This is a genomic window from Nocardioides guangzhouensis (assembly GCF_004519545.1).
GTDB lineage: Bacteria > Actinomycetota > Actinomycetes > Propionibacteriales > Nocardioidaceae > Nocardioides > Nocardioides guangzhouensis.
Window position 1 is genome coordinate 17,403 of sequence record NZ_SDKM01000041.1, and the last position, 23,718, is coordinate 41,120.

The 23,718-nt window shown below is 72.8% G+C and carries 21 protein-coding genes; 10 read left to right on the top strand and 11 right to left on the bottom strand.

All coding sequences use genetic code 11. The annotated features are described in order from the left end of the window. Positions 1 to 59 precede the first annotated feature (59 nt). The 6 genes from EKO23_RS20815 to EKO23_RS20840 all read left to right on the top strand — a co-directional run bounded on the left by EKO23_RS20815 (position 60) and on the right by EKO23_RS20840 (position 8,234). A complete protein-coding gene (locus EKO23_RS20815; RefSeq protein WP_134720306.1) occupies positions 60 to 1,400 on the top strand; it encodes a glutamine synthetase family protein in 1,341 nt (446 codons plus the stop codon). Between the two features lie 10 nt (positions 1,401 to 1,410). Next, entirely contained in the window at positions 1,411 to 2,124 is a 714-nt protein-coding gene (locus EKO23_RS20820) for a type 1 glutamine amidotransferase (RefSeq protein ID WP_134720308.1), read from the top strand. Then, the gene (locus tag EKO23_RS20825) at positions 2,121 to 5,117 is read left to right on the top strand and encodes a bifunctional [glutamine synthetase] adenylyltransferase/[glutamine synthetase]-adenylyl-L-tyrosine phosphorylase (protein WP_134720310.1); all 2,997 of its coding nucleotides are present in this window, start codon (positions 2,121 to 2,123) and stop codon (positions 5,115 to 5,117) included. Before EKO23_RS20820 ends, EKO23_RS20825 begins: the two co-directional genes overlap by 4 nt. A gap of 34 nt (positions 5,118 to 5,151) precedes the next feature. Next, positions 5,152 to 5,934: an isocitrate lyase/PEP mutase family protein gene (locus EKO23_RS20830; RefSeq protein WP_134720312.1), complete on the top strand. Its 783-nt coding sequence runs from the start codon at positions 5,152 to 5,154 to the stop codon at positions 5,932 to 5,934. A 33-nt stretch (positions 5,935 to 5,967) separates the two neighbouring features. Beyond that, entirely contained in the window at positions 5,968 to 6,696 is a 729-nt protein-coding gene (locus tag EKO23_RS20835; RefSeq protein WP_134720314.1) for a hypothetical protein, read from the top strand. A gap of 125 nt (positions 6,697 to 6,821) precedes the next feature. Further along, the gene (locus EKO23_RS20840) at positions 6,822 to 8,234 is read left to right on the top strand and encodes a PepSY-associated TM helix domain-containing protein (protein WP_134720316.1); all 1,413 of its coding nucleotides are present in this window, start codon (positions 6,822 to 6,824) and stop codon (positions 8,232 to 8,234) included. 35 nt (positions 8,235 to 8,269) lie between these two features. On the opposite strand, the gene EKO23_RS26540 is transcribed toward EKO23_RS20840, so the two are convergent. Further along, positions 8,270 to 11,176 (bottom strand): helix-turn-helix transcriptional regulator, encoded by a 2,907-nt coding sequence (locus EKO23_RS26540; protein WP_134720318.1) that lies wholly within the window; start codon positions 11,174 to 11,176, stop codon positions 8,270 to 8,272. A gap of 87 nt (positions 11,177 to 11,263) precedes the next feature. Continuing rightward, the gene (locus EKO23_RS20850) at positions 11,264 to 12,367 is read right to left on the bottom strand and encodes a hypothetical protein (RefSeq protein WP_217702733.1); all 1,104 of its coding nucleotides are present in this window, start codon (positions 12,365 to 12,367) and stop codon (positions 11,264 to 11,266) included. 128 nt (positions 12,368 to 12,495) lie between these two features. On the opposite strand from EKO23_RS20850, the gene EKO23_RS25720 reads away from it, so the two are divergent. Further along, a complete protein-coding gene (locus tag EKO23_RS25720; protein ID WP_175582727.1) occupies positions 12,496 to 13,416 on the top strand; it encodes a hypothetical protein in 921 nt (306 codons plus the stop codon). Positions 13,417 to 13,418: 2 nt separating this feature from the next. Here EKO23_RS25720 and EKO23_RS20860 read toward each other — a convergent pair whose 3' ends face one another. Next, positions 13,419 to 14,972 (bottom strand): LVIVD repeat-containing protein, encoded by a 1,554-nt coding sequence (locus EKO23_RS20860; RefSeq protein WP_134720320.1) that lies wholly within the window; start codon positions 14,970 to 14,972, stop codon positions 13,419 to 13,421. 141 nt (positions 14,973 to 15,113) lie between these two features. On the opposite strand from EKO23_RS20860, the gene EKO23_RS20865 reads away from it, so the two are divergent. After that, positions 15,114 to 15,839 carry a DUF305 domain-containing protein gene (locus EKO23_RS20865; RefSeq protein ID WP_134720321.1) on the top strand — a complete coding sequence of 242 codons (726 nt, stop codon included), beginning with the start codon at positions 15,114 to 15,116 and terminating at the stop codon, positions 15,837 to 15,839. Between the two features lie 23 nt (positions 15,840 to 15,862). On the opposite strand, the gene EKO23_RS25450 is transcribed toward EKO23_RS20865, so the two are convergent. Continuing rightward, a complete protein-coding gene (locus EKO23_RS25450; protein ID WP_167880579.1) occupies positions 15,863 to 16,165 on the bottom strand; it encodes a hypothetical protein in 303 nt (100 codons plus the stop codon). A 164-nt stretch (positions 16,166 to 16,329) separates the two neighbouring features. On the opposite strand from EKO23_RS25450, the gene EKO23_RS20875 reads away from it, so the two are divergent. Next, entirely contained in the window at positions 16,330 to 16,554 is a 225-nt protein-coding gene (locus EKO23_RS20875) for a hypothetical protein (RefSeq protein ID WP_134720325.1), read from the top strand. A gap of 180 nt (positions 16,555 to 16,734) precedes the next feature. On the opposite strand, the gene EKO23_RS20880 is transcribed toward EKO23_RS20875, so the two are convergent. Then, on the bottom strand, positions 16,735 to 17,376 hold the full coding sequence (locus EKO23_RS20880) for a response regulator transcription factor (RefSeq protein WP_217702734.1): 642 nt from the start codon (positions 17,374 to 17,376) through the stop codon (positions 16,735 to 16,737). Further along, entirely contained in the window at positions 17,373 to 19,172 is a 1,800-nt protein-coding gene (locus EKO23_RS20885; RefSeq protein ID WP_134720327.1) for a sensor histidine kinase, read from the bottom strand. The genes EKO23_RS20880 and EKO23_RS20885 overlap by 4 nt, the downstream gene beginning before the upstream one ends. Positions 19,173 to 19,356: 184 nt before the next feature. On the opposite strand from EKO23_RS20885, the gene EKO23_RS20890 reads away from it, so the two are divergent. Further along, complete coding sequence (locus EKO23_RS20890) at positions 19,357 to 19,695, top strand: hypothetical protein (protein WP_134720329.1); 339 nt, start codon at positions 19,357 to 19,359, stop codon at positions 19,693 to 19,695. A gap of 194 nt (positions 19,696 to 19,889) precedes the next feature. On the opposite strand, the gene EKO23_RS20895 is transcribed toward EKO23_RS20890, so the two are convergent. The 5 genes from EKO23_RS20895 to EKO23_RS20915 form a co-directional block, all read right to left on the bottom strand. Further along, on the bottom strand, positions 19,890 to 20,396 hold the full coding sequence (locus tag EKO23_RS20895; protein WP_134720331.1) for a hypothetical protein: 507 nt from the start codon (positions 20,394 to 20,396) through the stop codon (positions 19,890 to 19,892). Further along, entirely contained in the window at positions 20,389 to 20,877 is a 489-nt protein-coding gene (locus tag EKO23_RS20900) for a DUF1269 domain-containing protein (RefSeq protein WP_134720333.1), read from the bottom strand. Before EKO23_RS20900 ends, EKO23_RS20895 begins: the two co-directional genes overlap by 8 nt. Next, positions 20,874 to 21,752: a hypothetical protein gene (locus tag EKO23_RS20905; RefSeq protein ID WP_134720335.1), complete on the bottom strand. Its 879-nt coding sequence runs from the start codon at positions 21,750 to 21,752 to the stop codon at positions 20,874 to 20,876. The genes EKO23_RS20900 and EKO23_RS20905 overlap by 4 nt, the downstream gene beginning before the upstream one ends. A gap of 71 nt (positions 21,753 to 21,823) precedes the next feature. Then, positions 21,824 to 22,540 carry a DedA family protein gene (locus EKO23_RS20910; RefSeq protein ID WP_134720337.1) on the bottom strand — a complete coding sequence of 239 codons (717 nt, stop codon included), beginning with the start codon at positions 22,538 to 22,540 and terminating at the stop codon, positions 21,824 to 21,826. 8 nt (positions 22,541 to 22,548) lie between these two features. Then, the coding region (locus tag EKO23_RS20915) for an HAD-IC family P-type ATPase (RefSeq protein WP_134720339.1) at positions 22,549 to 23,718 on the bottom strand (1,170 nt) is incomplete at its 5' end.

A 23,718-nucleotide genomic window follows, 5' to 3' on the forward strand; every position in this document is an offset into this window, starting at 1 on the left:
GTGCGTCGCTCCGTGAGTACTTCTCAGCAGCCGAGGGGGATAGCCCTACGCTTGCCCACATGGGTAAGCAGGAAGACTTCGTGCTGCGCGCGCTCGAGGAGCGCGACGTCCGCTTCGTCCGGCTCTGGTTCACCGACGTGCTGGGCTTCCTCAAGTCGGTGGCGGTGGCGCCCGCCGAGCTCGAGGGCGCGTTCAGCGAGGGCATCGGCTTCGACGGCTCGGCGATCGAGGGCTTCGCCCGCGTCTACGAGGCCGACATGCTCGCGAAGCCCGACCCGTCGACGTTCCAGATCCTGCCGTGGCGCAGCGGCGACGGCCCGTCCACCGCGCGCATGTTCTGCGACATCGTGATGCCCGACGGCAGCCCGTCGTACGCCGACCCGCGCTACGTACTCAAGCGGACCCTCGGCCGGGCCGCCGAGATGGGCTTCACCTTCTACACCCACCCCGAGATCGAGTTCTACCTCTTCAAGGACACCCCGCAGCCCGGCGCCGAGCCGGTCCCGGTCGACCGCAGCGGCTACTTCGACCACACCGCCCAGTCGATGGGCGCCGACTTCCGCCGCGAGGCGATCACGATGCTCGAGTCGATGGGCATCTCGGTCGAGTTCAGCCACCACGAGGGCGGACCGGGCCAGCAGGAGATCGACCTGCGGTACGCCGATGCGCTGAGCACGGCCGACAACATCATGACCTTCCGCACCGTGATCCGGGAGGTGGCGCTGAGCCAGGACATCTGGGCGACGTTCATGCCCAAGCCGTTCACCGGCCACCCCGGCTCCGGCATGCACACCCACGTCTCGCTGTTCGAGGGTGACCGCAACGCGTTCTTCGAGGCCGGTGCGGAGTACCAGCTCTCCAAGACCGGCCGCCAGTTCATCGCCGGCGTGCTCACCCACGCCGCGGAGATCACCTGCATCACCAACCAGTGGGTGAACTCCTACAAGCGGCTGATCGGCGGCGGCGAGGCACCGTCGTACATCTGCTGGGGTCACAACAACCGCTCCGCGATGGTGCGGGTGCCGATGTACAAGCCGAACAAGGGCCAGTCCACCCGCATCGAGCTGCGCACCATCGACGCGGCCTGCAACCCCTACCTCGCGTTCGCGGTCACGCTGGCCGCCGGGCTCAAGGGCATCGAGGAGGGCTACGACCTCCCGCGAGAGGCCGAGGACGACGTGTGGTCGCTGACCGAGCGCGAGCGCAAGAGCCTCGGCATCCAGCCGCTGCCGAAGAGCCTCTACGACGCGATCGGGATCGCCGAGAGCTCCGAGCTGCTCGCCGAGACGCTCGGCGAGCACGTCTTCGACTTCTTCCTGCGCAACAAGCGCTCGGAGTGGGACGACTACCGCGGCCAGGTCTCCGTGCACGAGCGGGACCTGATGCTGCCGGTCATCTGAGGCCGTCGCCGTGACGTCCCCCGTCGTCCTGGTGGTCGAGCACGAGGCCGCCTGCCCGCCCGCGCACGTGGGCCGCTGGCTCGCCGACGCCGGCTGCGTGGTCGAGGTGTGCCGCCCGTACGCCGGCGACGCGCTGCCGGCCCTGGCGCCGTACGACGCGCTGCTGGTGCTCGGCGGGTCCGTCGGCGCCAACGACGACCTCGACGCGCCCTGGCTGCCGCAGGTGCGGACGATGATCCGCGAGGCCGTCGACACGATGCTGCCCACGCTCGGCATCTGCCTGGGCCACCAGCTGATCGCGGTCGCCCTCGGCGGCACCGTCGAGAAGAACCCGCGCGGCCAGCAGGTCGGGCTGATCGAGCACGGCTGGCTGCCACCGGCCGCACAGGACCCGCTGCTGGCCGGCTCCGCCCTGCCCCGGCGCGGCGTCCAGTGGAACAGCGACGTCGTGACCGTGCTGCCCGACGGCGCCGCGCTGCTGGCCGCGACCCCCGAGCAGGAGCCGCAGGCGATCCGGTTCGCGGCCACGGTCTGGGGGGTGCAGAGCCATCCCGAGGTCGACGTCACCGTGCTCCAGTCGTGGGCGGACGGCGATCGCGACGACCACCTGGAGAAGGGCATCGACCAGGCGGCGGTGCTGGCCGGGATCGAGGAGGCCGCCACCGAGCTCGAGGCGGCGTGGCAGCCCGTGGTCGCGCGGTTCGCGGCACTGGCCGCCCCATGAGCGCTCCCGGGCAGGAGGACGGCGAGCGGCCCACCAAGGGCGGGCTGCTGCGCGCCGGCTTCCGCAACGCGGAGCACGCGCGCGCCGAGCTCGACGGCCTGGGGGAGGCGGGCTTCGCGCTGCTGCCGATCCTGGGCCGCGCGGCCGACCCCGACCTGGCCCTCGACGGGCTGGTCCGGCTGGTCGAGCGGCTCGGCGACGACGGTCCGGGGATGCTGGCCGCGCTCGCCGACGACGAGGGCACGGCGATGCGGCTGCTCTGCGTGCTCGGCGCGTCCACCGCGCTGGCCGACCACCTGCACCGGCACCCGGAGCACTGGCGGGAGCTCACCGACCCGACGCTCGGCTCGACCCGCCCCGCGGCGTACGCCGTCCGGGATACCTTGCTGCGGGCCGTCGGCGCCGACCCGGCCGACCCCGCCCCGGCCTCGACCCTCCCGGACCGCGAGGCGGTGGACGCGCTGCGCGTGGAGTACCGCCGGATCCTGCTCCGGATGGCGTCCCGCGACCTGACCCACCACGTCGGCGTCGACGACATCGCCGCGGAGCTCGCCGACCTCGCCGCCGGCACCCTCGAGGGTGCGCTCGCGATCGCCCGGACCCGGGTCGGGGAGGCCGCCGACAGTGCCCGGCTGGCGGTGGTCGCGATGGGCAAGTGCGGCGGGCACGAGCTCAACTACGTGTCCGACGTCGACGTGATCTTCGTGTTCGAACCTGCCGACGCCGCGCCCGAGAACGCCGCGATGCGGGCCGCCACCCAGCTCGCCTCGCACCTCATGCAGGTCTGCTCGGACAACACCGCCGAGGGCACGATCTGGCCGGTCGACGCGGCCCTGCGGCCCGAGGGGAAGTCCGGGCCGCTGGTGCGGACCCTGGCCAGCCACCGCGGCTACTACGAGCGCTGGGCCAGCACCTGGGAGTTCCAGGCGCTGCTCAAGGCCCGCCCGGTGGCCGGCGACCTCGACCTCGGCCGGGAGTACGTCGCCATGGTCGCGCCGATGGTGTGGTCGGCCGCCGAGCGCGACGGCTTCGTCGAGGACGTGCAGGCGATGCGGCGCCGGGTGCTCGAGCACATCCCCGCCCAGGAGGCCGAGCGGCAGCTCAAGCTCGGCTCCGGAGGCCTGCGCGACGTCGAGTTCGCGGTGCAGCTGCTGCAGCTCGTGCACGGTCGCGCCGACGAGACGTTGCGGGTGCCGGCCACGCTCTCCGCCCTGACCGCGCTCACCGCCGGCGGCTACGTCGGGCGGGAGGACGGGCAGTCCATGCACGAGGCCTACGCGTTCCTGCGCCGGCTCGAGCACCGGATCCAGCTCTTCCAGCTGCGGCGCACCCACGTCGTGCCCGACGACGAGGACGCGATGCGCCGCCTCGGCCGGTCGCTGGGCTACACCAGGGAGCCCGCCGTCGATCTCGACAAGGAGTGGCGCCACCACCGGGTCGAGGTGCGCCGGCTGCACGAGAAGCTGTTCTACCGCCCGCTGCTCGCCGCCGTCGCCCGGATCCCCGGCGAAGGCGTGCGGCTCTCGCCCGAGGCCGCGATGCAGCGACTGTCGGCGCTCGGCTACCAGGACCCGGCGGCCGCGCTGCGTCACCTCGAGGCACTCACCGCCGGAGTGTCGCGGACCGCCGCCATCCAGCGCACCCTGCTGCCGGTCATGCTCGAGTGGTTCGCCGACGCCCCCGACCCGGACGCGGGGCTGTTCGGGTTCCGGCGGATCAGCGACGCGCTCGGCTCCACCCACTGGTACCTCGCGATGCTGCGCGACGAGGGTGAGGTGGCCGAGCGGCTGGCGCGGGTGCTGGCCACCTCCCGCTACGCCACCGACCTGCTCCAGCGCGAGCCGCAGGGGGTGCGGGTGCTGGGCGGCGACCTCGCCCCGCTCTCGTCGGAGGCGCTCATGCTCGAGATGCTCTCGGCGGCCGGCCGCCAGGACACTCCGGAGGAGCGGGTGCGCGCGATCCGCGCCGTACGCCGCCGCGAGCTGCTGCGGATCGCGGTCGGCGAGCTGGTCGGCGAGCTCGAGGTGACCGCGGTCGGCGCCGGGCTCTCGAACCTCACCGACGCCACCCTCGAGGCCACGCTGTCGGTGGCCGGGGAGGCGGTCGCCGCCCAGCGCGGGCTGGACGCCGTCCCCACGGCGATCGCGGTCGTCGCGATGGGCCGGTACGGCGGCTTCGAGCTGTCCTACGGCTCCGACGCCGACGTGATGTTCGTGCACGACCCGGTCGAGGGCGCGGAACCGCAGGTCGCCTCGACGTACGCCCATGCCGTGGCCAACGAGGTCCGCCGGCTGCTCGCGGCGCCGGGCTCCGACCCGCCGCTCGAGGTCGACGCCGACCTGCGGCCCGAGGGCAAGCAGGGCCCCTTGGTGCGCACCATCGACTCCTACGCGGCGTACTACGCGAAGTGGTCCGCGGCGTGGGAGTTCCAGGCGCTGCTGCGGGCCGACGCGGTGGTCGGCGACGAGGACCTGCGCCGGCGGTTCACCGAGCTGATCGACCCGCTGCGGTTCCCGGAGAAGGGGATCTCCGAGGACGACGTCATCGAGGTCCGGAGGATCAAGGCCCGGGTCGACGAGGAGCGACTGCCCCGCGGTGCGGACCCGCACCTGCACCTCAAGCTCGGCCGCGGCGGCCTCGCCGACATCGAGTGGACGATCCAGCTGCTGCAGATGCGGCACGCCGGCCGGCACCCGCAGCTGCGCACCCCCCGCACCCTCGACGCGCTGAAGGGCGCTCTCGACGCCGGGCTGCTGGCGCCCGACGACGCGCAGGTCCTGGCCCAGGCGTGGCGGTCGGTGAGCGCCGTACGCAACGCCGCCACGCTGGTCCGCGGCAAGCCGGCCGACCAGCTGCCCCGCGACGTCCGGGAGCGGGCCGCGGTGGCGGTGGTGCTGGGCTACCGGCCGGGGGAGACCGACGCGATGGTCAACGACTACCTGCGCACCACCCGGCGGGCGCGGGCGGTGGTGGACCGGGTGTTCTGGGACTGACAGGGTGGGAGCCCGACCCGACGAGAGGACCGTGATGGCCGACTCCACCACCGCCGCCAAGGGCACCGAGCTTCTCCGCCTGCACCAGGACCCGACGCTGTTGACCATGGTGAACGTCTGGGACGCGATCACGGCCAGGGTGGTGGCCGGCGTCGAGGGGACGAAGGCCCTGGCCACTGCGAGCCACTCGATCGCGGCGGCGTACGGCTATCCCGACGGCGAGAACATCCCGGTCGACCTGATGCTGGACGCGGTGAGGCGGGTCGTCGAGGCCACCGACCTGCCGGTCACCGCCGACCTCGAGGGCGGCTACGGCGACGCCGCCGAGACCGTGCGCCGGGCGATCGGCATCGGCGTGGTCGGCGCCAACATCGAGGACCAGATGAAGCCGCTGCCCGAGGCGGCCCGCCAGGTCGAGGCGATCATGAAGGCCGCCGAGTCCGAGGGAGTCGACTTCGTGCTCAACGCGCGCACGGACGCCTACCACCTCGGCCGCGACAAGGACCCGGCCGACAACCTGAAGGAGGCGGTCGAGCGCGGCAAGGCCTACCTCGACGCCGGCGCCCCGGTCGTGTTCGTCCCCGCGATCCTGAAGGAGGAGGGGGTCCAGACCCTGGTCGACGCCTACGGTCCGCAGCGGCTGACCATGATCGCGATCCCAGGCAACCCGTCGCTGGCCCGCCTCGAGGAGATCGGCGTCGCCCGGGTCTCCTTCGGTCCGCTCTCCCAGAACGTCGCCCTCACCGCCCTCCAGGAGCTGGTCGAGGAGGTGCACCGCGGCGGTGGGATCCCGCGCAGCACCCGCTTCCTCAACTGAGGCCGGCACCGGCCTGCGTGACAGGATGACCCGGTGCCCCCGGGACCAGGATCCTCGCTGCGGTGGCCACGCGCGCTCGCGCTGGCCGCGGTCGCGACGACCACCGGCGTCGCGGCGCACGGGTACGCCGGCGGGCTGCTGCCCTCGGCCGCCGTCCAGGTGGTGGTCTTCGGCCTGTGCACGGTCGGTGTCGCGGCGCTGCTCGGCGGCCCGGCCTCCACGCTCCGGGTCGTCCTGCTCACCGTCGGCGGCCAGACCTTCATCCACGCGGCGCTGACCGTCACCGCCGGCCATCGCGGCGACCCCGTCGCCGCCACCCCGCCGGTTCGCCACGTCGAGCCGACGCTCCCGGCCGCCTCCGGGCGGCGCACCGGCTCCCTCCTCGACCAGTACGACGCGGCCCGGACCGCCGCCGGCGGCACCATCGACACCGAGCTGGTGCTCCCCGCCGGGCTCCGGCACCTGGTCGCCGACCTGGCCGGCGCGCACGCGCCGATGATGGCGGTGCACCTCACCGCCGCCGCCCTGGTCGGCCTCTGGCTGGCGGTCGGCGAGCACGCCCTCTGGACGCTGGTCGCGCTCGCCGCCGGGGCGGTCCTGCCGCGCGCCGCCCGGCTGCTGGCGATCGCCGTGACGCCGGCGGTCGGGTGCGCCGTACCCACGGTCGTGCCGGCGCTCCGGTGCCCCCAGCCGCCACCCCGGCTGGTCCACCTCGCGCGCGCCGTCGTACGCCGCGGCCCGCCGGTCCTCCTCGCCGCCTGACCCCCGAGCCTGTCTCTGGCCGACCCGGGTCGGGCGCCCCCGCTTACCCGCGCGACCCGGCGCGGCGCCGTTGACGCGCGCCCGCGCCCGCTCGCGCTCCCCGGCGACCTCTCGAGGAGAGACCCATGACCGACCTGCGCGCACCCCTGCGCGACGAACGACCCGACGCCCGCGACCGCCGCCGCAGCTCCGGCCTGTTCCGTGCCTTCTGGCGCTGGCACTTCTACGCCAGCTTCCTGGTGGTGCCGGTGCTGCTGGTGCTGGCCACCACCGGCCTGATCTACCTGTTCCGCTTCCAGATCGAGCCCCTGCTCCACCCGGACCTGATGAACGCCGACCAGCCCTCGGCGGCCTCCATCCGGCAGCCGTACGCCGCCCAGCTCGCCGCCGTCGAGCGGGCCCACCCCGGCGCCGAGGTGCTCTCGATGGCCGAGCCGCGCGAGGAGGGGCGGCCGACCGTGTTCTCGGTCGTGACCGCGGCGGGCGAGGCCCGCGACGTCTACGTGAACCCGTACGGCGCCAAGGTGCTCGGCGACCTCGACCTCGACGCGACACTGTCCGGGACCGCGGTCCGGCTGCACGCCGAGCTGATGTCCGGCACCCTCGGCGACCGGGTGATGGAGCTGGGTGCCTGCTGGGCGATCGTGATGGCACTGACCGGCTACTACCTCCTCGTCAAGGGCCGCCGGGCCCGCCGGCGCAGCCGGGCTCCGGGGGCCCGGCTGCGCTCGCGGCACGCCGCCGTCGGCTCGGTGGTGGGCATCGGCCTGCTGATGCTGCTGGTCTCCGGGCTGCCGTGGACCGGCGTCTTCGGGGAGCGGGCGCAGGAGATCGCCTCCGGTCGTGGGTCCTCGCTGTGGAGCACCGACCCGGGCGCCGCGTCCGACCCGCACTCGACGCTGGACGAGTCGCTCCCGCACAGCCACGCGCACGAGGTGCCGTGGGCGCAGGGCGGCAGCGAGGTCCCGTCGTCGGACGGGGACGGGCACGAGCGCAGCGTGGCCAACCTCGACACCGCGGTCCAGGTCGCGGACGGCGAGGGCCTGCGGCACCCGATGACGGTCGCGCTGCCGGCCGGCGACGACGGGGTGTTCTCGGTGATCGGCTACGCGTTCGACGCGCCGTCCGACGAGCGCACCGTGCACGTCGACCGGTACGGCGGCGAGGTGGTGTCGGCGTACGGCTTCGACGACTACCCGACGCTGGCGAAGGTGGTCAGCCAAGGGATCGGCCTGCACGAGGGCCGCAGCCTCGGCCACTGGTCGTTCTGGGGGTCGGCGCTGATGTGCGTGCTGGTGATCGTCTCCTGCGTGACGGGCCCGCTCATGTGGTGGCGCCGCCGCCCGCGGGGCACGGGTTCACTCGGGGCGCCGCGCGGCCGGATGCCACTGCGGTCCTCACCGCTGCTGGCGCTCGGGATCGCCGCGCTCGGCGTCCTCCTGCCGCTGTTCGGGCTGTCGCTGCTGGTGGTGCTGGCGCTCGACCAGCTCGTGATCAGGCGGGTGCCGGCGCTGGCGACGTTCTTCGGCACCGCCTGAGGGTCGTCCGCCTGAGGAGGGTGCACAACCCCTCCTCAGGCGGACGACTGCCCGTCGAGGACCCCGCTCGCGTAGGCGGCGGCCGCCGCTTCGACGCGCGTGGCGACGCCGAGCTTGGCCAGGATGTGGGAGACGTGCACCGACACCGTCTTCGGCGAGATGAACAGCTCCCGGGCGATGGCCCCGTTGCTGGCGCCGGTCGCGAGGAGTCGCAGGACCTCGAGCTCGCGGTCGGTCAGCCCGAGCTCGGCGGCCGACACGCTGGTCGGCGCCAGCCGGAGCCTCGCCCGTCGTCCCGTCGCGAGGACGGCCTCGCGGAGCGGGACGGCGCCGAGGCCGTCCGCGATCACGAGGGCCTCGGCGAGCCGGCGACGGGCCTCGGTCGGGTCGCCCTCGGAGGCATGGGCGGCACCTGCACGGAGCAGGGCCCAGCCGAGCCGGTGGGGGAACGCGAGCTCGCGCCACTGTGCGACGACGTCGTCCCACGTCGTGGCATCGTCCTCGCCGGCGCGGCGTGCCAGCTCGGCGCGGACCGTTGCGACCGACGCCTCGTCGCGGGCGCATCGGGGCGGCGCGACCTCGAGCAGCCGCAGGACCCGGTCGACGATCCACTGTCCCGCCTCGGGTTCGGGGTCAGCGCCGCCGGCCGCGGCATCGGCCTCGGTGCGTGCCGCAACCACGAGAAGCGGGTGGAGGAGCCCCGGGAGCATCGCCGCGTGGTCAGCGGCCAGCGCCCTGGCGATCAAGGGCCGGGTCGTGACGATGTCCCCGCGCAGGGATGCGATGTCGGCGTAGGTGTAGAGGAAGGCCAGCAGGTCGTCGACGTCGGTGTTCTCCATGGAACCCCGGTGCGGGGGCCGCGGATTCTGAGAGCGATCGGGCTCCGGCCGCCCGCGCCAGGCGGCAAGGTGGTCACGGAGCCTGGCAGCGGCCCAGAAGGCGTACTCGGGCAGGTCTCGATGGTCGGCGACCCGCTGGATGAGGAGCTCGGCCTCGTCCCAGCGGCCGTCGTCGATGCAGGCCTCGGCCAGGTTGGCGACGGCCATGCCCCACCATGCCGGGAGCGGGCCGGGTCGGTCGCCGCCGAGCAGGTCGACGAGCCGCGCTGAGAGGGCAGCGCTCTCCTCGTCCTCACCCGCGTTCCACAGCACGATGCAGAGGACCTGGAGGGCCTCGGTCAGGGCATCCAGGTCATCGAGCTGCTCGGCCACGCGGACGGCCTCGCGGGCGGTAGAGATGCCGACGTCGTGGTGACCCAGGGCGGACTCCACGTAGGACAGGGTCGTGTTGGCGCGCACGACGAGGGCGGGAGCACCCGTCGACCGGGCGAGCGCGATGGCCTCGGCGGCGTACCGCTGCGCCTCGTCCAGCCGCGCCTTGCGCCGGCAGGCGCGGGCCACCCACAGACAGGTCAGGATCCTCCGCTTCGGTGGGTCCGGAGGGATGTCGCCCGCCGTGGCGATGGCTTGCTCCCAGTCGAGGTGGTCGTCGTCGTGCCACAGGCTCTGGTCCCAGAGGACCGTGAGCCAGGCGCGTCGAGCGTCCTCTGCGCCGTCGGGGAGGGCCTTGCGCGCGTCCTGCACGAGGTCGCGCACGACCTGCTGCCGGGCCATCCCGAGCAGCGCACTCTCCGCCGCCCACGTGAGCACGTCGGCGAGGTCGGCCCCCTCGGGACGTTCGCCGTCGGGCACCCGGGGCCACAGGTCGGCGGCCTCCCGGAGCATGCGGACCTGCTCGGGGTAGGCGGAGATCCGGCCGGCCTCGTCGGCAGCGCGCAGCCACGCACGCAGCGCTGGTCCGGGTCGGTCCGCCTCGGTCAGGTGGTGGGCCACGGCGACGGCCTCCAGGAGGGACCTCGTCACCGGCTCGAGGCACCGGGCCCAGCCGAGGTGGATCCGGCGTGCCTCGGAGAGGGGGAGGTCCGCGATCACCGCCTCCCGCAGCAGCGCGTGGCGGAACTGCACGGTCGGGCCTCTGCGGACCAGCACTCCACCGGAGACGGCCGCGGCCAGCCCGCGGTCGAACTCGTCAGGCGCGAGGTCGACGACGTCCGCCAGGTCGCCCGGGCGGGCGTCTACCGAGGCCAGCGCCGCCGCGCGCACCACTGCCTGCCCGGACGGGGAGAGCCGGGCCACCCGGTGGCCGAGCAGCCGGACCGCCAGCTCGTCGACGTCCGTGGAGTCGGCCGCGACGAGCTCCTCGACGAGCAGGGGGATACCGCCGGACAGCGTCAGGATCCGGTCCACGTCCGCGGCCGCGCCGCCGGCGCCGTCGGACAACAGGTCCTGCACCTGGGCGGCGACGTCGTCCGCGCCGAGCCGGGGCAGGTCGATGCGCTGCATGCTCGGCAGGCCGGCGAGCTCGGCGAGGAAGCCGCGGACCTCGTCGTACGCGGGGTCGTCCGTGCGCACGGTGATCACCACGGCGAGGCGCTCGCTCCGCATGCTGCGGACCAGGTGGTCGACCACGTCGCGGCTCGACTCGTCAGACCAGTGCAGGTCCTCGATCACCAGGGCCATCGGTCGCGCTGCGGCGGCTTCGCGCAGCAGGCCGGAGGTGGCCGCCAGCACCTGCGCGGCGCCCACCCCGGGACCGTCCTGCCGTGCGCGGGGAGCCAGCTCCGGGAGCAGCCGCTGCACCTCGGGCAGGCGGCCGCCGGCGAGCTCAGCGAACGCCTGGGGGCCGAGCGAACGGCGCAGGTCCCGCAGCGCGTCGAGCAGGGGACCGAGGGGGACGGCCCGACTCCCCGCAGTGCACTGCCCGCGGGCAACGAGGACGTCGCGGTGCCCGAGCTCGTGCACCAGCTCGGCGACCAGGCGGGTCTTGCCGATGCCCGCCTCGCCGGTCACGAGCGCTGCCGCGGGCTCCCCGGCCAGCGCCGCCGACGTCAGCCGCCGCAGCGCCTCCAGCTGCCCGTCGCGCCCCACCATGCGCGAGCCCACGCCTTCATGCTGGCACGCACCACCCCGCGGAGGAAGCCGGTCCTCCGCCTGAGGAGGGTGCCCACCCCCTCCTCAGGCGGACAACCCTCAGGCGGACGACGCGGCCTTCTCGGCCCGCTCCGCCATGACCCGCACCGCGAGCACCGGCCGCCAGCGGTCGTGCAGGGTGGTGATCAGGCTGATCAGGCCGAGGAAGAACAGCAGGGTCGGGGCGTCGACGTCGCCCGGGCGGCCGGCGCCGACCAGGAGCTCGGCGGCCACCACCAGCGCCACGTTGGCAGCCAGCCGGGCCAGGAACGCCCAGCCGAGCGAGGCGATGGTGCGGGAGCGGCGGGCCATGAAGAGGGTGAAGCCGGCGTTGACCACGACCACCGCGCCGACGCCGATGAACAGCTGCAGCGGTGAGGAGTCGATGCCCGGCAGGACCTGGCCGTAGACCACGGAGATCAGCCCGACCAGCACCACCTTCTCGACCGTGGCCCACGACCGCATGCTGCCGAAGCGGGCGTGCCACTCGGCCTGCTCCTCCGCGGTGTCCATCGAGGGCGGCAGCGGGTCGGCGGCGATCTTGAACGACCAGTCGGCCGGCAGCAGCCGCGGCCGGACCACGAACCACAGGATCAGGGCCGCGACCACGATCAGCGCCAGCAGCAGCGGCGGCGCCCACGCGTTGTCGGCCATGAACTCGGTGAAGTCGAGCTGCGCGACGTGGATCCACCACTCCTGCGGCAGCTTCACGAACACCCAGATCAGGCCGGCGCACCACAGCCACCAGCGGAACGAGAAGCGCCGGTTGTTCCAGCGCGTGCGCACCGCCTCGTAGGCGATGTAGAAGTACTCGAACGTGTTGGGGAAGATCAGCAGCAGCGCCCGCACCTGGCTGAGCTCGAACGACACCACGCCGACCAGCCGGTAGAAGTACAGGAACCGCCCGATCCGGAACGCCCCGAGCTGCTGCCAGTTGCGCAGGGTCGAGATGTAGGCGATCGCCAGGTAGAAGACGTCCATCGCCTTGTCGTAGCCCTGGTAGCCCGGCGGGTCGTAGCCCATGCTCTGGAAGATCGTCTGGTCGACGCCGTCGAGGACCAGGCAGGCGATGATCGCCGGCAGCGGGAAGCGCGGGATGAACAGGGGCAGCACGAAGCGTCCGCCGATCACCAGCAGGAAGACCAGCTGCTCTCCAGTGCTCACGACCGGAATTGTCGCGTGGCGGTTGCCAACCCGGACCCCCCGAAACGGGTCATTTGACAACCGCCGCGCGGACCACTGGCCCTTGTCGGCATCGGTGAGCCGGCCGAGCGTGGAACCGAGGAGCAGACATGGCAGGCACCAGCGGAAGCGACGTACGACGGCGACCGCCGCTGGGCTTCGGCGTGCTCATGATCGTGCTGGCCGCGCTGCTGGTGGTCAGCTCGGTGCTCGGCCCGCTGGGCCTCGACGTCGTGGACTACCCGGTCTCGGAGTCGCTGGTGAACCAGATGATCGGGCTCGAGGTGGTGACCCTGCTGCTCGTGGTCCCGTGGGCCGTCTGGTCCGGGATCCTCGCGCTCCGGGACCACCCGGCCGCACCGCTGCTGGCGTTCGGCCCCGCGGCGTACGCGGCGTACATGTTCGTCCAGTACGTCGTGGGGCCGGAGTACCCGACCTACTCCGCGGTGGCGCTGTTCCACGTGGCCGTCAGCGGCCTCGCCGGCGGGCTGGTGCTCCGTGCCTGGTCGCTGGCCCGGGACCGCCCGACGCCGGCTCCGACGCCGTCGCGGCGACGGTGGCTGGCATGGCTGTCCTTCGGCCTGGCCGCCTTTGTCGTCTCGCGGTACGCCGACCTCCTCGCCGGCGCCGGACAGGGGCACCGCCTCACCGCCGAGTACGCCGACGAGCCCACTTTCTTCTGGTCCATCGTGCTGCTCGACCTCGGCTGCGTGGTGCCGCTGACGGTGGCTGCCGGCGTCACCACGCTGCGCGACACCCCGGCCGGGCGGCGCGCGCCGTACGCCGTGCTCGGGTGGTTCGCCCTGGTCCCGCCGTCGGTCGCGGCCATGGGCGTGGCGATGCTGGTCCGCGACGACCCGCTCGCCTCGACCGGCACCGTCGTGATGCTCTCGCTGGTGTCGGTCGCGTTCGCGGCCGTGGCGGTGGCCGTCCTCCACGCTCTGTTCGCCTCGTCCGCAGAGGGTGCGGACGCGCGGAGGCCCCCGGGCGCTCCCGGGGGCCTCCGCTCGGTGGGGCTGTTCCGTCGCTGACGTCAGCCGTTGTACGACGGCTGCGACTGCGGGTTGAAGAGGTCCATCCGGACCTTCTTCGCCGGGGCCGTGCGCGGGTCACGCAGGTCGAAGACGTCGAACCCTCGCTGGATCTCGTTGGAGTAGATGTAGCCGTTGTAGTAGTACGTCGACCAGGCGCCGGCGATGGTCAGCGCCGCCTCGTTGTAGGGACCGCGGTCGAACCAGCCGATCTCCTTCGGGTTGGCGGAGTCGGTGAAGTCCCAGACGGAGATGCCGCCCTGGTACCACGCCTGGACCATGATGTCCTTGCCCTTGACCGGGATCAGCGAGCCGTTGTGGGCCACGCAGTTCTCGGTGTTGGACTGGGTCCGCGGGATCTTGAAGTAGCTCTTGAACACGAGCTGCCCGTCGACGATGTCGTAGATCCCGTCCGCGCCCTTCTCCTGGCCGGTGGTCGGGTTGCAGGTCGGCGCACCGCCGCCGCCGAGCTCGTCGGTGAACACCACCTTGGTGCCGGCGTTGTTGAACGTGGCGGAGTGCCAGAACGCGAAGTTGGTGGTGTCGCGGACCTGCTCGGTGACCACCGGGTGCTCGCGGTCGGAGATGTCCATCAGGATGCCGTCACCCATGCAGGCGCCGGCGGCGATGTCCTTGGAGGGGTACGCCGTGATGTCGTGGCAGCCGCTCGTGGTCGACGAGCCGTTGCCGCCCGGGTTGCCGCCGTCCGGGAACAGGACCGGGGTGCCGACCAGTGCCGCGTCGTCGGGCGAGGCGGTCGGGATCTTGATCACGCTGATCTGGTCGTGCGGGGGCTGGCAGTCCGGGAACGCCGCGTTGGGCGAGTACGACGAGACGTAGACGTAGAGGTCCTTGCCGTTCTTCGTCGGCGCGAGCGTGTGGGTGTGGGAGCCGCAGCTGGTCTCGACGGAGGCGGCGTAGCGCGGGGCGGCCGGGTTGCTGATGTCGAAGACCCGGATGCCCTCCCACGAGCTCTTCTCCGAGGCCGGCTGGGCGACGCTGTTGCAGGAGTCGTCGCTCCGGCTGGAGTCGACGCTGAGCACCAGCAGATCGCCGTACACCGACACGTCGTTCTGCGAGCCGGGGCAGACGACCTGGGTGACGATGCGCGGCTTCTGCGGCTGGGAGATGTCGTAGACCATCAGGCCGTTGTAGTTGCCGGCGAAGGCGTACGTGCCCTTGAAGGCGAGGTCGCTGTTGAGCGCCGAGTCGTTCGCGAACGCGCCCTGCTTGGGGATGTTCGCGATCAGCTCGATGTTCTTGGAGCCGGCTGTCTCGCCCTGCGCGAGGGCCGCATTGCTGTCGTCGAGTCCTGCGAAGTCGTTGCCGGGCTGGCACGCCGCGGCGAACCGGTCACCGGCGTCCTTCAGCCGCTTCTCCTTGGCCGGCGGGCAGAGGGTCTCCTGCTGGGTCGCCTGGGTGGACTCCTGGCTGTCGTGCTTCCCGTCGTGTGCGTCGACCGGGGCGGTGGTGGCACCGAGGGCGACGGCGAGGACGGCTGCGGCCGCTATGCGGGCTCCTCGTGAGCGCCCGGGCACGGGGGATGTGGGTCGCATGGATGAACCTTCCCGAGATGAGGTGTCATGTCCGTGTTCCGGGACTGTCGTACCGTGTTCCGGGTGCGGCTGTAAAGCGCTTACGCAAACGCTTCCACTTCTGCACGGTAGAACCGTCCACCGACTCCAGGAGACACTCGGGTGCTTCTCACGTCGTTCCACCAGGCACGTCGCCGACCGGCCCGCCGCGCCGTACGCCCTTCCCTCGCCACTGTCCTCGTCACTGTCCTCGCCGGGACCCTGCTCATCACCGGGTGCACCGCCGACGCCGACCCGGACGACCGGTCCGCGAAGGACGGGGACGAGATCACGATCCTGCAGCCCGGAAAGCCGGGGGACGAGCCTTCGACGATCGGGCCGGAGGACGTCCCGGAGGGCGCCGACTGGAACCACCCGGACGTGGCGTTCGTGCAGATGATGGTGCCGCACCACGCGCAGGCGCTGGAGATGTCGGCGCTGGCGCGCACGCACGCGAGGAGCCCGGCGGTGAAGGCCCTGGCCCGCCGGATCGAGGGCTCGCAGGGCCCGGAGATCCTGACCCTGAGCGCGTGGCTGCAGACCCGGGACATCGAGGTGCCGAAGAAGGGCGAGGACGCCGAGCACTACGACCACGGCAAGCACGGGCACATGGAGATGCAGGGGATGCTCACCCACGAGCAGCTCGAGGCGCTCGGCCGGCTGCACGGGACCGCGTTCGACAGGATGTTCCTGCGCCGCATGATCGCCCACCACCAGGGTGCGGTGAGCATGGCGCAGACCGTCGCCGTCGACGGCAGCGACGTGCAGGTCAGCGAGATCGCCGCCGACGTGCAGACCGGGCAGCAGGCCGAGATCGACCGGATGCGGGCGATGCTGCGCCGGCTCTGAGCCGGCGAACCCGGTGGGTCGGGTCAGAGACCCGGGTTGTGATGACCCATCACGCGGGCCCAGGTCACCTGCGGGACGGCCGAGACGCCCCCCGTCCCCATCGCGGGACCCAGGCGTGAGCTCATGAAGTCCGCCTGGGCCTGCTGCGACTCCCAGACCTCGACCACGTAGCCGTGGCCGGCGTCCGAGACACCCGCCACGTGGGTGATCAGGCCTGCTGGCCAGTCACCGGCACCGGTCTCCGGGTCCAGGCCGAGCGCGCTGTTGACCTTGGCGTAGTCGGCCTCGTCGACGCCGTCGAAGTCGAGAATGAGAAGTTCGGCCATGAGGGCTCCTTCGGGCCGGGCGGCAGGGTTGCCGCGTCCCCGATTTTCAGTGTGGTCGCGGCCCACGGGGGTGACAAGGAACGGCCCGGCAGGTCGATACCTGTCGTGGCGGCCGTGGCCGAGGTCACGTGGCCTGATCGGGGGATACGTCAGCCGGGTGGGCGGTGGGAGCCACGCACCTGACTGCCCGGACCGACGATGACGGCAACACCATCCCGGCGTTGCGCTTCCAGGAAGTGGTCAACGGTGCCGTGGTCGCGGTGCCTCTGGACGGCAACGGGGTCTCCTGCACCGGAACCTTCCACAGCTTCGACCTGGAGACGATCCGGAGCGTTCGGCAGGGCGACGTGAGCGCCCGGTTCTCCATCGACTACTCGACCACCTGTTGAACGCGGAGTCCCACCAGTTGACGGCCGTCACGAGATTCCGGGCCGACTGGGCTGCCTCGCCCCGAACTGGACTTCGATCGGTCACCGAAGAAGGCCCACCGTCGCCACCCGACATCGGCCATGAGCGGGCCCACCGGTCGCCGCGTGGGTCGTCGTCTGCACCCGGCGACGTCGGCCGGGTCAGCCTCTTCCGAGGCCGGCTTCGCGGGCTTTGACGATCGCTTCGGTGCGGTGGGAGACGTGGAGCTTGTCGAGGATGGTGCTGAGGTTGTTGGCGATGGTCTTGGGCGCCAGGAAGAGCCGCTGGCCGATCTCGGCGTTGGTGAGGCCGGCTGCCACGCCGTCCAGGATGTCGCGTTCCCGGTCGGTGAGCTCGGGGAACGGGGGTGCGCCGGCGCGTGGTCGTCCGTCCATCCAGCCACGCACCCGCTCGGTGAGGTCAGCGCCGAAGACAGCCTGGCCGGCTGCGGCCGAGCGTACGGCGGCGAGGATGTCGGCGCCGCCGGAGCCCTTGAGCAGGTAGCCGGCGGCACCGGCGGAGATGGCGGCGAGGACCGTGTCGTCGTCGTCGAACATGGTGAGCACGAGCACGACGGTCTCGGGTGCGCCCCGACGGACCTGCCGGGTGGCCTCGATGCCGTGCAGGCCGGGCAGCTGCAGGTCCATGAGGACGACGTCGGGACGGTGCTCCACGCACAACCGGACCGCGTCATTGCCGTCCTCGGCCTCCGCGACCACCTCGATGTCGTCGGTCGTCTCGATCACGGCGCGCAGTCCCTGCCGCACCAGCGGATGGTCGTCGGCGAGGACCACGCCGATCACGCCGGGACCCTCGTCAACGGGTACGCGGCGCTGATGCGTCCACCCTCGGGGGTCGGGCCTGCCCGGAAGGTGCCGCCGAGCTCGGCGGCACGCTCCCGCATGCCGGTGAGCCCGACCCCGGGCCGCCAGGGCTCGGTCGTGGCGCCGTCGTCACAGACGGTGACGGTCAGGTCATCGGGGCCGGGGACGATCTCGACGGTGATGCGGCTCCCGCTGCTGTGCCGGACCGCGTTGGTGACGGCCTCCACGACGGTGCGGAACGCCGCGACCTCCACGGCCGCCGGTAGCGCAAGCCGGTCGGGGGCCTGTAGCTCCAGGGACACTCCAGCGTCGCCGGCGATCCGGTTGACCTGCAGCCGGAGCGCGCCGACCAGGCCCAGGTCGTCGAGCGCGGGGGGCCGCAGCCCGTAGACCACCTCGCGCAGGCTGCCGATGACGAGCGCCGATGCTTCCTTGGCGTTCCCCAGACAGCTCGCGGCGCGGGCCGGGTCCCGCTGGAGGTAGGACTGGGCGGCGTCGAGGTTGAGGCCGAGGCCGGTCAGGAGCGGCCCGAGCCCGTCGTGCAGCTCTCGCCGGAGCCTGCGGCGCTCTTCCTCACGCGCGGAGACCATGCGTTGCCGCGCGTCGAGCAGGTCGGCGGTGAGCGCCTCGGCCCGCACGGACCCGGCGACGAGCTGGGCCACGGTCGCCAGGACCTGCCGGTCTCGCGCGTCGAGCGCGCTCAGGCCGCGGCGGGGTGCGGCGACCAGGGTGCCGACCTGCTCACCGTGGTCGACCAGCGGCCACCGCTCCAGCCGACCGCACTCGTAGCCGTAGGAGGCCAGCACCCGGTCGCGGTGGAGCACCGCGACGAAGGGGAGCCGGAGCATCTCCGCGACCGCGCGCACCAGGTTCTCGAACACGGTGCCGGAGGCTCCCGCGCCCAACGTGTAGGACGCGGAGCGCCGGATCAGGGTGTCGATCGCCCACAGGTCGTAGCGCAGCACCGGAACCGCCAGGGTCGCCACGAACAGCAGCGGCTCGACGCCGGCCACCCAGTCCGGGAGCCCGTCGGTGACGGCGAACGGGAACATCACCAGCGCGGCGACCACGCCGGCTGCGCGCCACTCCAGCTGCTTGCGCTCCAGGCCCTCGGCCCGCACGCACCGGACCACGACGCCGAGCCCGGCGAGGACCCCGAGCAGGATGACCACCGGCACCGCCAGGCTGAGCGCATTGCCGACCGCCACTACCGGGGTGCCGTCGACGAACCGTTCGGCGCCGCCGGGCACGCCGTCGGGGTACACCGCCCCGATGGTGGTGTCGCCGAGCATGCCGGCGACGAGGACCAGCACGATGCCCCAGCACAGCACCCGGTCGAGGAGACGTCCGGCCCGGCCGCTGGGCCGTCCTGACGGGAAGCGCACGTTGATCAGGCCCTGGAGCGCGACCGGCACGAACGCCAGTGCCCCGACGGTGAGTCCCCAGACCGCGAGCTGACTGCCGTGGCCGGTCTCCAGCGCCCAGATCGCCGGCCCCATGACCGCCACCATGATCACCAGGCTCAACGCCGCCAGGGAGAGCAGCCAGCCGAACGGGAGGTCCGGCCGCTTCGCCACGAGGACGGCGCCGACCAGGCCGTAGGGCAGCACCTGGCAGGCGGCGTAGAGGATCTCGACCCTCGGCAGCCCGTCGGCCGGCGCGGCCCGGTACAGGGCGAGGTAGGCCAGGAAGGCGGCGCTGCTCAGCGTCATCACCAGCACCGCCCATGCGGTGGCGTGACGCAGGGCTTGGTCCCTGACGGCCTCGGCTCGCACGATGATGCGAGCCTGCCCTGTAGACCACCCGGTGGCAATGCTCCGCGTTCCTCGACCCCGGGAACCGGTTCCCGGGTTGCCGGGATCTCGGGCACACCCCCGGTGACCGCGACCCCTGTGCGCGGGTGCCGTTCAGGCCACACGTTGGTGAGGTCCGAACCCACTCCTCACAGGAGGCATCCCCATGAACCTCATCCGTTGGGCCGCCGTGGCGGTCACCGGTCTCTTCGTCCTCATGAACCTCGGCACCGCGCTGGCCGAGGACCAGACCACCTGGATCCGGATCGCCGGCGTGACCCTCGCGGTGGTCGGCGCCGCCGCGGCCGCGGGTCTCGCCCTGGACCGGACCTGGGGCCGACCCGCCGTGATCGGGGTCGGCGCGGCCAACGTCGTGGCCGCATTCATCGCCCTGCTCACCGACGAGTCGGGTTTCGTCGTGGGCCTGGTGATGGGCGGGCTGGCCGTGCTGCTCGGCGCCCTCGCCAGCACAGGCGCCGATCACAAGATGGCCCCGGCACGCTGACCCGGTCCACTGACCACCCGCGTGACCGCTTGGTCGGCAGGGCGCCGCAGTCTCCGCTCCGGCGCCTGCCAACCAAGCATCGTCTGACCGACGGTGTCGGCGATCCTCGTCCGCGGTCGCTCAGGCCGAAGTCCGCTCATGCTCGCCGCAGCTCCCGACGGCGCGGGCGCTGAGGCGGTCGTCGGGCTCGGGTCTCAGTGCAGGGCGACCTTGAGCAGCATCACCAGCAGGCCGAGGGCCAGGCCTGCGGAGGCGCTCGCGATCCGTCCCCAGGTGTCGAGGCCGGCCCGGGACCCAGCCAGGTAGCTGTAGAGCGTGAGCAGCCCGATCGTGGCGGTGAGCGCCGTCCAGGCCGAGGCCTCGAGGTCGGCGCCGAGCAGGTGGGTCACCAGCAGCACGAGCAGCGGCAGCACGGACGCACCGGCCACGTGCCAGGTCTCCCGCAGGCCGACCCGGAAGGCGACCAGCGGGTGGTGGCGGTGGGTGACCGCGCTCCCGATGGTCGCGGCGTGCAGGTGGGCGAGCCAGTAGACGAACGCCGTGCCGAGGATCGCGATGCTCAGCTGCCCCGTGGTCTCGAACTTGCCCGCGCCGTACGCGATGACGGACGCGCACACCACGGTGCCGGTCAGCAGTCCCTCAGCGCCGCTGACCAGCCCCAGCGGGTCGGACGTCTGGGCGTCCGGCCGCGCCTCAGCCACCGCCGAACGTCTCCAGCAGGGTCGCCCGCTCGGCGTCGGTGAGGTTCGTGGTCAGCAGCTTCGAGTGCACGCCGCGGAGCCGCTCGCCGAGCCGGTCCAGGTCGGCGTTCTCGGTGACCAGGAACAGCGCCGAGGTGCCCTCGGTCAGCTCGGAGCGGATCGTCTGGAGCTGCTCCTTGGTGATGCCGGCGTCCTCGGTGGCCTTGGCCAGGGCACCGATCGCCGCTCCGGCGGCCACGCCGACGAGCGGCACCATGAAGAGCGCCCCGCCGATGAGGCCCCAGAGGGCTCCCCAGCCGGCGCCGCGCGCGGTGTCGTCGTGGTGGTGGTCGATGTCCGGACGGGACTTGCCCTCCGGCCACTCGGCGACGGCGTGGTCGACGATGGTCACCAGGCCGTCGGTCTGGGCACGACGCAGCTCCTTGGCTGCGTGCTTGGCCCCGTCGACGGTGTCGAACTTCCAGACCGTGAAGGTCGTCATGCTGGGCTCCTCCCTGAGGCGGTCCCGTGCCGCCGTGTGTTTGCGGGCTGTGGGGGACCGGGCGGCTTGGGCCTCCCGGCGAGGGCGGCCAGGGCCGACCGCGTGGTGGTCTCGGGCGCGGGCGTCGGCACCACGCCGTGGGCGGTCAGGTAGGCGTCGACGCGGGTGGCGGTCCGCAGCACCTTGGCCGGCCTGCAGCGCGCCGACAGGTGCAGGCACCGCGACCCGCCGGGCAGGAACCAGCGCTCGGCGACCAGGCCCCGCTTCAGGCCCGGCGCCGCCAGCCGGTGGGTGAGCACGTGGGTGGGACCGAGCACGGCCAGGCCGTACGTCGCGACGTCGACCGGGGCGTGTGCGGAGACGAGGCGGCGCTGGTGCGCTGTCAGCACCTGGTACGCCGGGAGGTCGCCGCTCAGGACCGCCTCCATGGTGCGGTCGGAGACCGGCACCTCGAGCGAGCACGAGCAGGCGTAGCCGCGGGGTCGCACGTCGACGTCGACCCGGAAGCCGGGGAGCCGCCGGAGCTCGGGCGGCAGCGAGGCGGGGTCCGCCCAGAGCAGGGTGACGGTGAGGTCGGCCGGACGGTCCTGCGTCCGGCGGGCACGGACCACCACGCCGCCGCGGAGCAGGCGCAGGTCGGGGGTGTCCACGAACGCGACCTCGCTGACCTCGGGCTCGAGGGCGTCGAGGCCGAGGGCGTCGCTGGCGGGACGGCGGTCGCGCACCGGGAGGCTGAGCTGGAGCTCGATGGTCCGCACGTCGCAGAGGGCGTCGAGCAGGCTGCCGAGCGCGGGCGCGGCGAGGGGCGCGGCCGGCGCGGGCGCTCGGGACGGTTCGGGTGGTGGGTCGGGTGCCGCGGTGACCGGTCCGGGCATGGCGCCACCTCCTCCCTCGGAGCGAGCGTGCCGTCGGGGCGGGTGGGGGGACGCCACCCCGGGCAGGGTGGTCACGTCGCCTCCCGGGCGCTGGCCGCGAGCTCCCGGATCCGACGGCGTCCGATGAAGAACACGACGGTGAGGGCCACGGTGGTGACCAGGCCGGAGACCACGATCGCCATCAGGGGGTAGCCGGTGAGCACGGTCGCCACGGCGTAGGCCAGCCCGCAGGTGAAGATCGACCAGGTGGTGCCGCCGACCGCGGACCAGAGCAGGAAGTGTCGGTAGGGGTGCGCCGAGATCCCGAAGGTCGCGTTGACCACGAACCGCATCCCCGGCACGTAGCGACCGAAGATCAGCAGGGCGGGGGCGCTGGAGCCGATCAGCCGCAGCGCCAAGTCGATCTGGTCGTTCCTGCGGGCGGCCTCGAGCTTGGGGGCGAAGTAGGAGCTGGTGGAGCGGGCCAGCCAGTAGAGGCTGGAGTCGCCGCAGATCGCCCCGGCCGCGCCGGCCACCATGATCCAGCCGAGCACGAGGTTGCTGTCGACCGCGAGGGTCGACGCGGTGTTGAGCGTGGTCTCGCCGGGGAAGACCGGGCAGACGCCGTCCGCGGTGACCAGCAGGAAGACCGAGAGGTAGACCCACCAGCTGTCGGAGGAGTCCGGCGACTCGGGGCCCGCGAGCGACACCACCGTGCCGAGCAGCAGGAACAGCAGGAAGCCCCCACCGGCGATCCACAGCCCCCAGCGCCGCGGTCGGGCGGTCTCGGGCGGGGCGGTCGTGGCCACGTCGGTCCTCAAGCCGCCAGGGCCGGCTGGGCCGGTGTCGGGGCCGGACGGGTCTCCTCCGCGGGACGCGAGCCGCGACGCAGGAAGAACTTGATGGCCTCCTCGACCACGAGCAGGCTGGCGGCCAGGGCGAGGCAGATGCCCCACTGCTGGCCGTCCATCTCGGTGGTGCCGAAGATCTTCTCGAGCAGGTCGATGGTGGTGATCGCGATGATGGCGAGCACGGCGATGCCGTAGCGGCGCAGCTGGGCGAGGCCGGGCATGGCGTCGCGGTCGAAGATGGTGCCGACCTGGTCGCGGGACATGAGCCCGGCGACGACGTGGAAGATGGAGAGCGTGGTGAGCAGCATGGTCGCTGCGACCACGGCGCCGTCCAGGTCGTCGCCGACCTGGTAGGCCACCAGCGAGCCGATCGTCATGATCGCGCCCTGGACGCACAGCCGGATCCAGTTGGAGCGGGAGAGCACGGGGGCGGCCACGGGTCGGGGCGGGCGTTCCATCAGGCCCTTGGTGGCCTGGTCGAACCCCAGCGCGATGGCGATCGGGATGTCGACGACCATGTTGAGCCAGAGGATCTGCAGCGGGTTCAGCGGCACCCCGCCGGCGATGTCCAGGATGCCGGCGGCGAGGAAGATCGCGATGTAGGCGACCAGCGTGGACATCTGGAACCGGAGGTACTTCACCAGGTTGTCGTAGAGCGTCCGGCCGTAGGAGACGGCGTTCACGATGGTGGCGAAGTTGTCGTCGGTGAGGATCATGACCGCGGCCTCCTTGGAGACCTCGGTGCCCGTGATGCCCATCGCGACGCCGATGTCGGCGGCCTTGAGCGCAGGGGCGTCGTTCACCCCGTCGCCGGTCATCGCGACCACGTTGCCGGAGCGCTTGAGCAGCTGGACCAGCCGGATCTTGTCCTCGGGCGCCACCCGGGCGATCACCCCGATGTCGTCGAGCTGGGCCAGCAGGTCGTCGTCGCTCATCGCCGCGAACTCGGTGCCGGTCATCGCCCGCCCCTCGATGCCGAGCTCCCTGGCGATCGCGGCGGCGGTGGTGGCGTGGTCGCCGGTGATCATCCGGACCCGGATCCCGGCCGAGTGGCACTCGGCGATCGCGGCCCTCGCCTCCGGCCGTGGCGGGTCGACGATGCCGACCATCGCGAGCAGGGTCAGGTCGGTGACCAG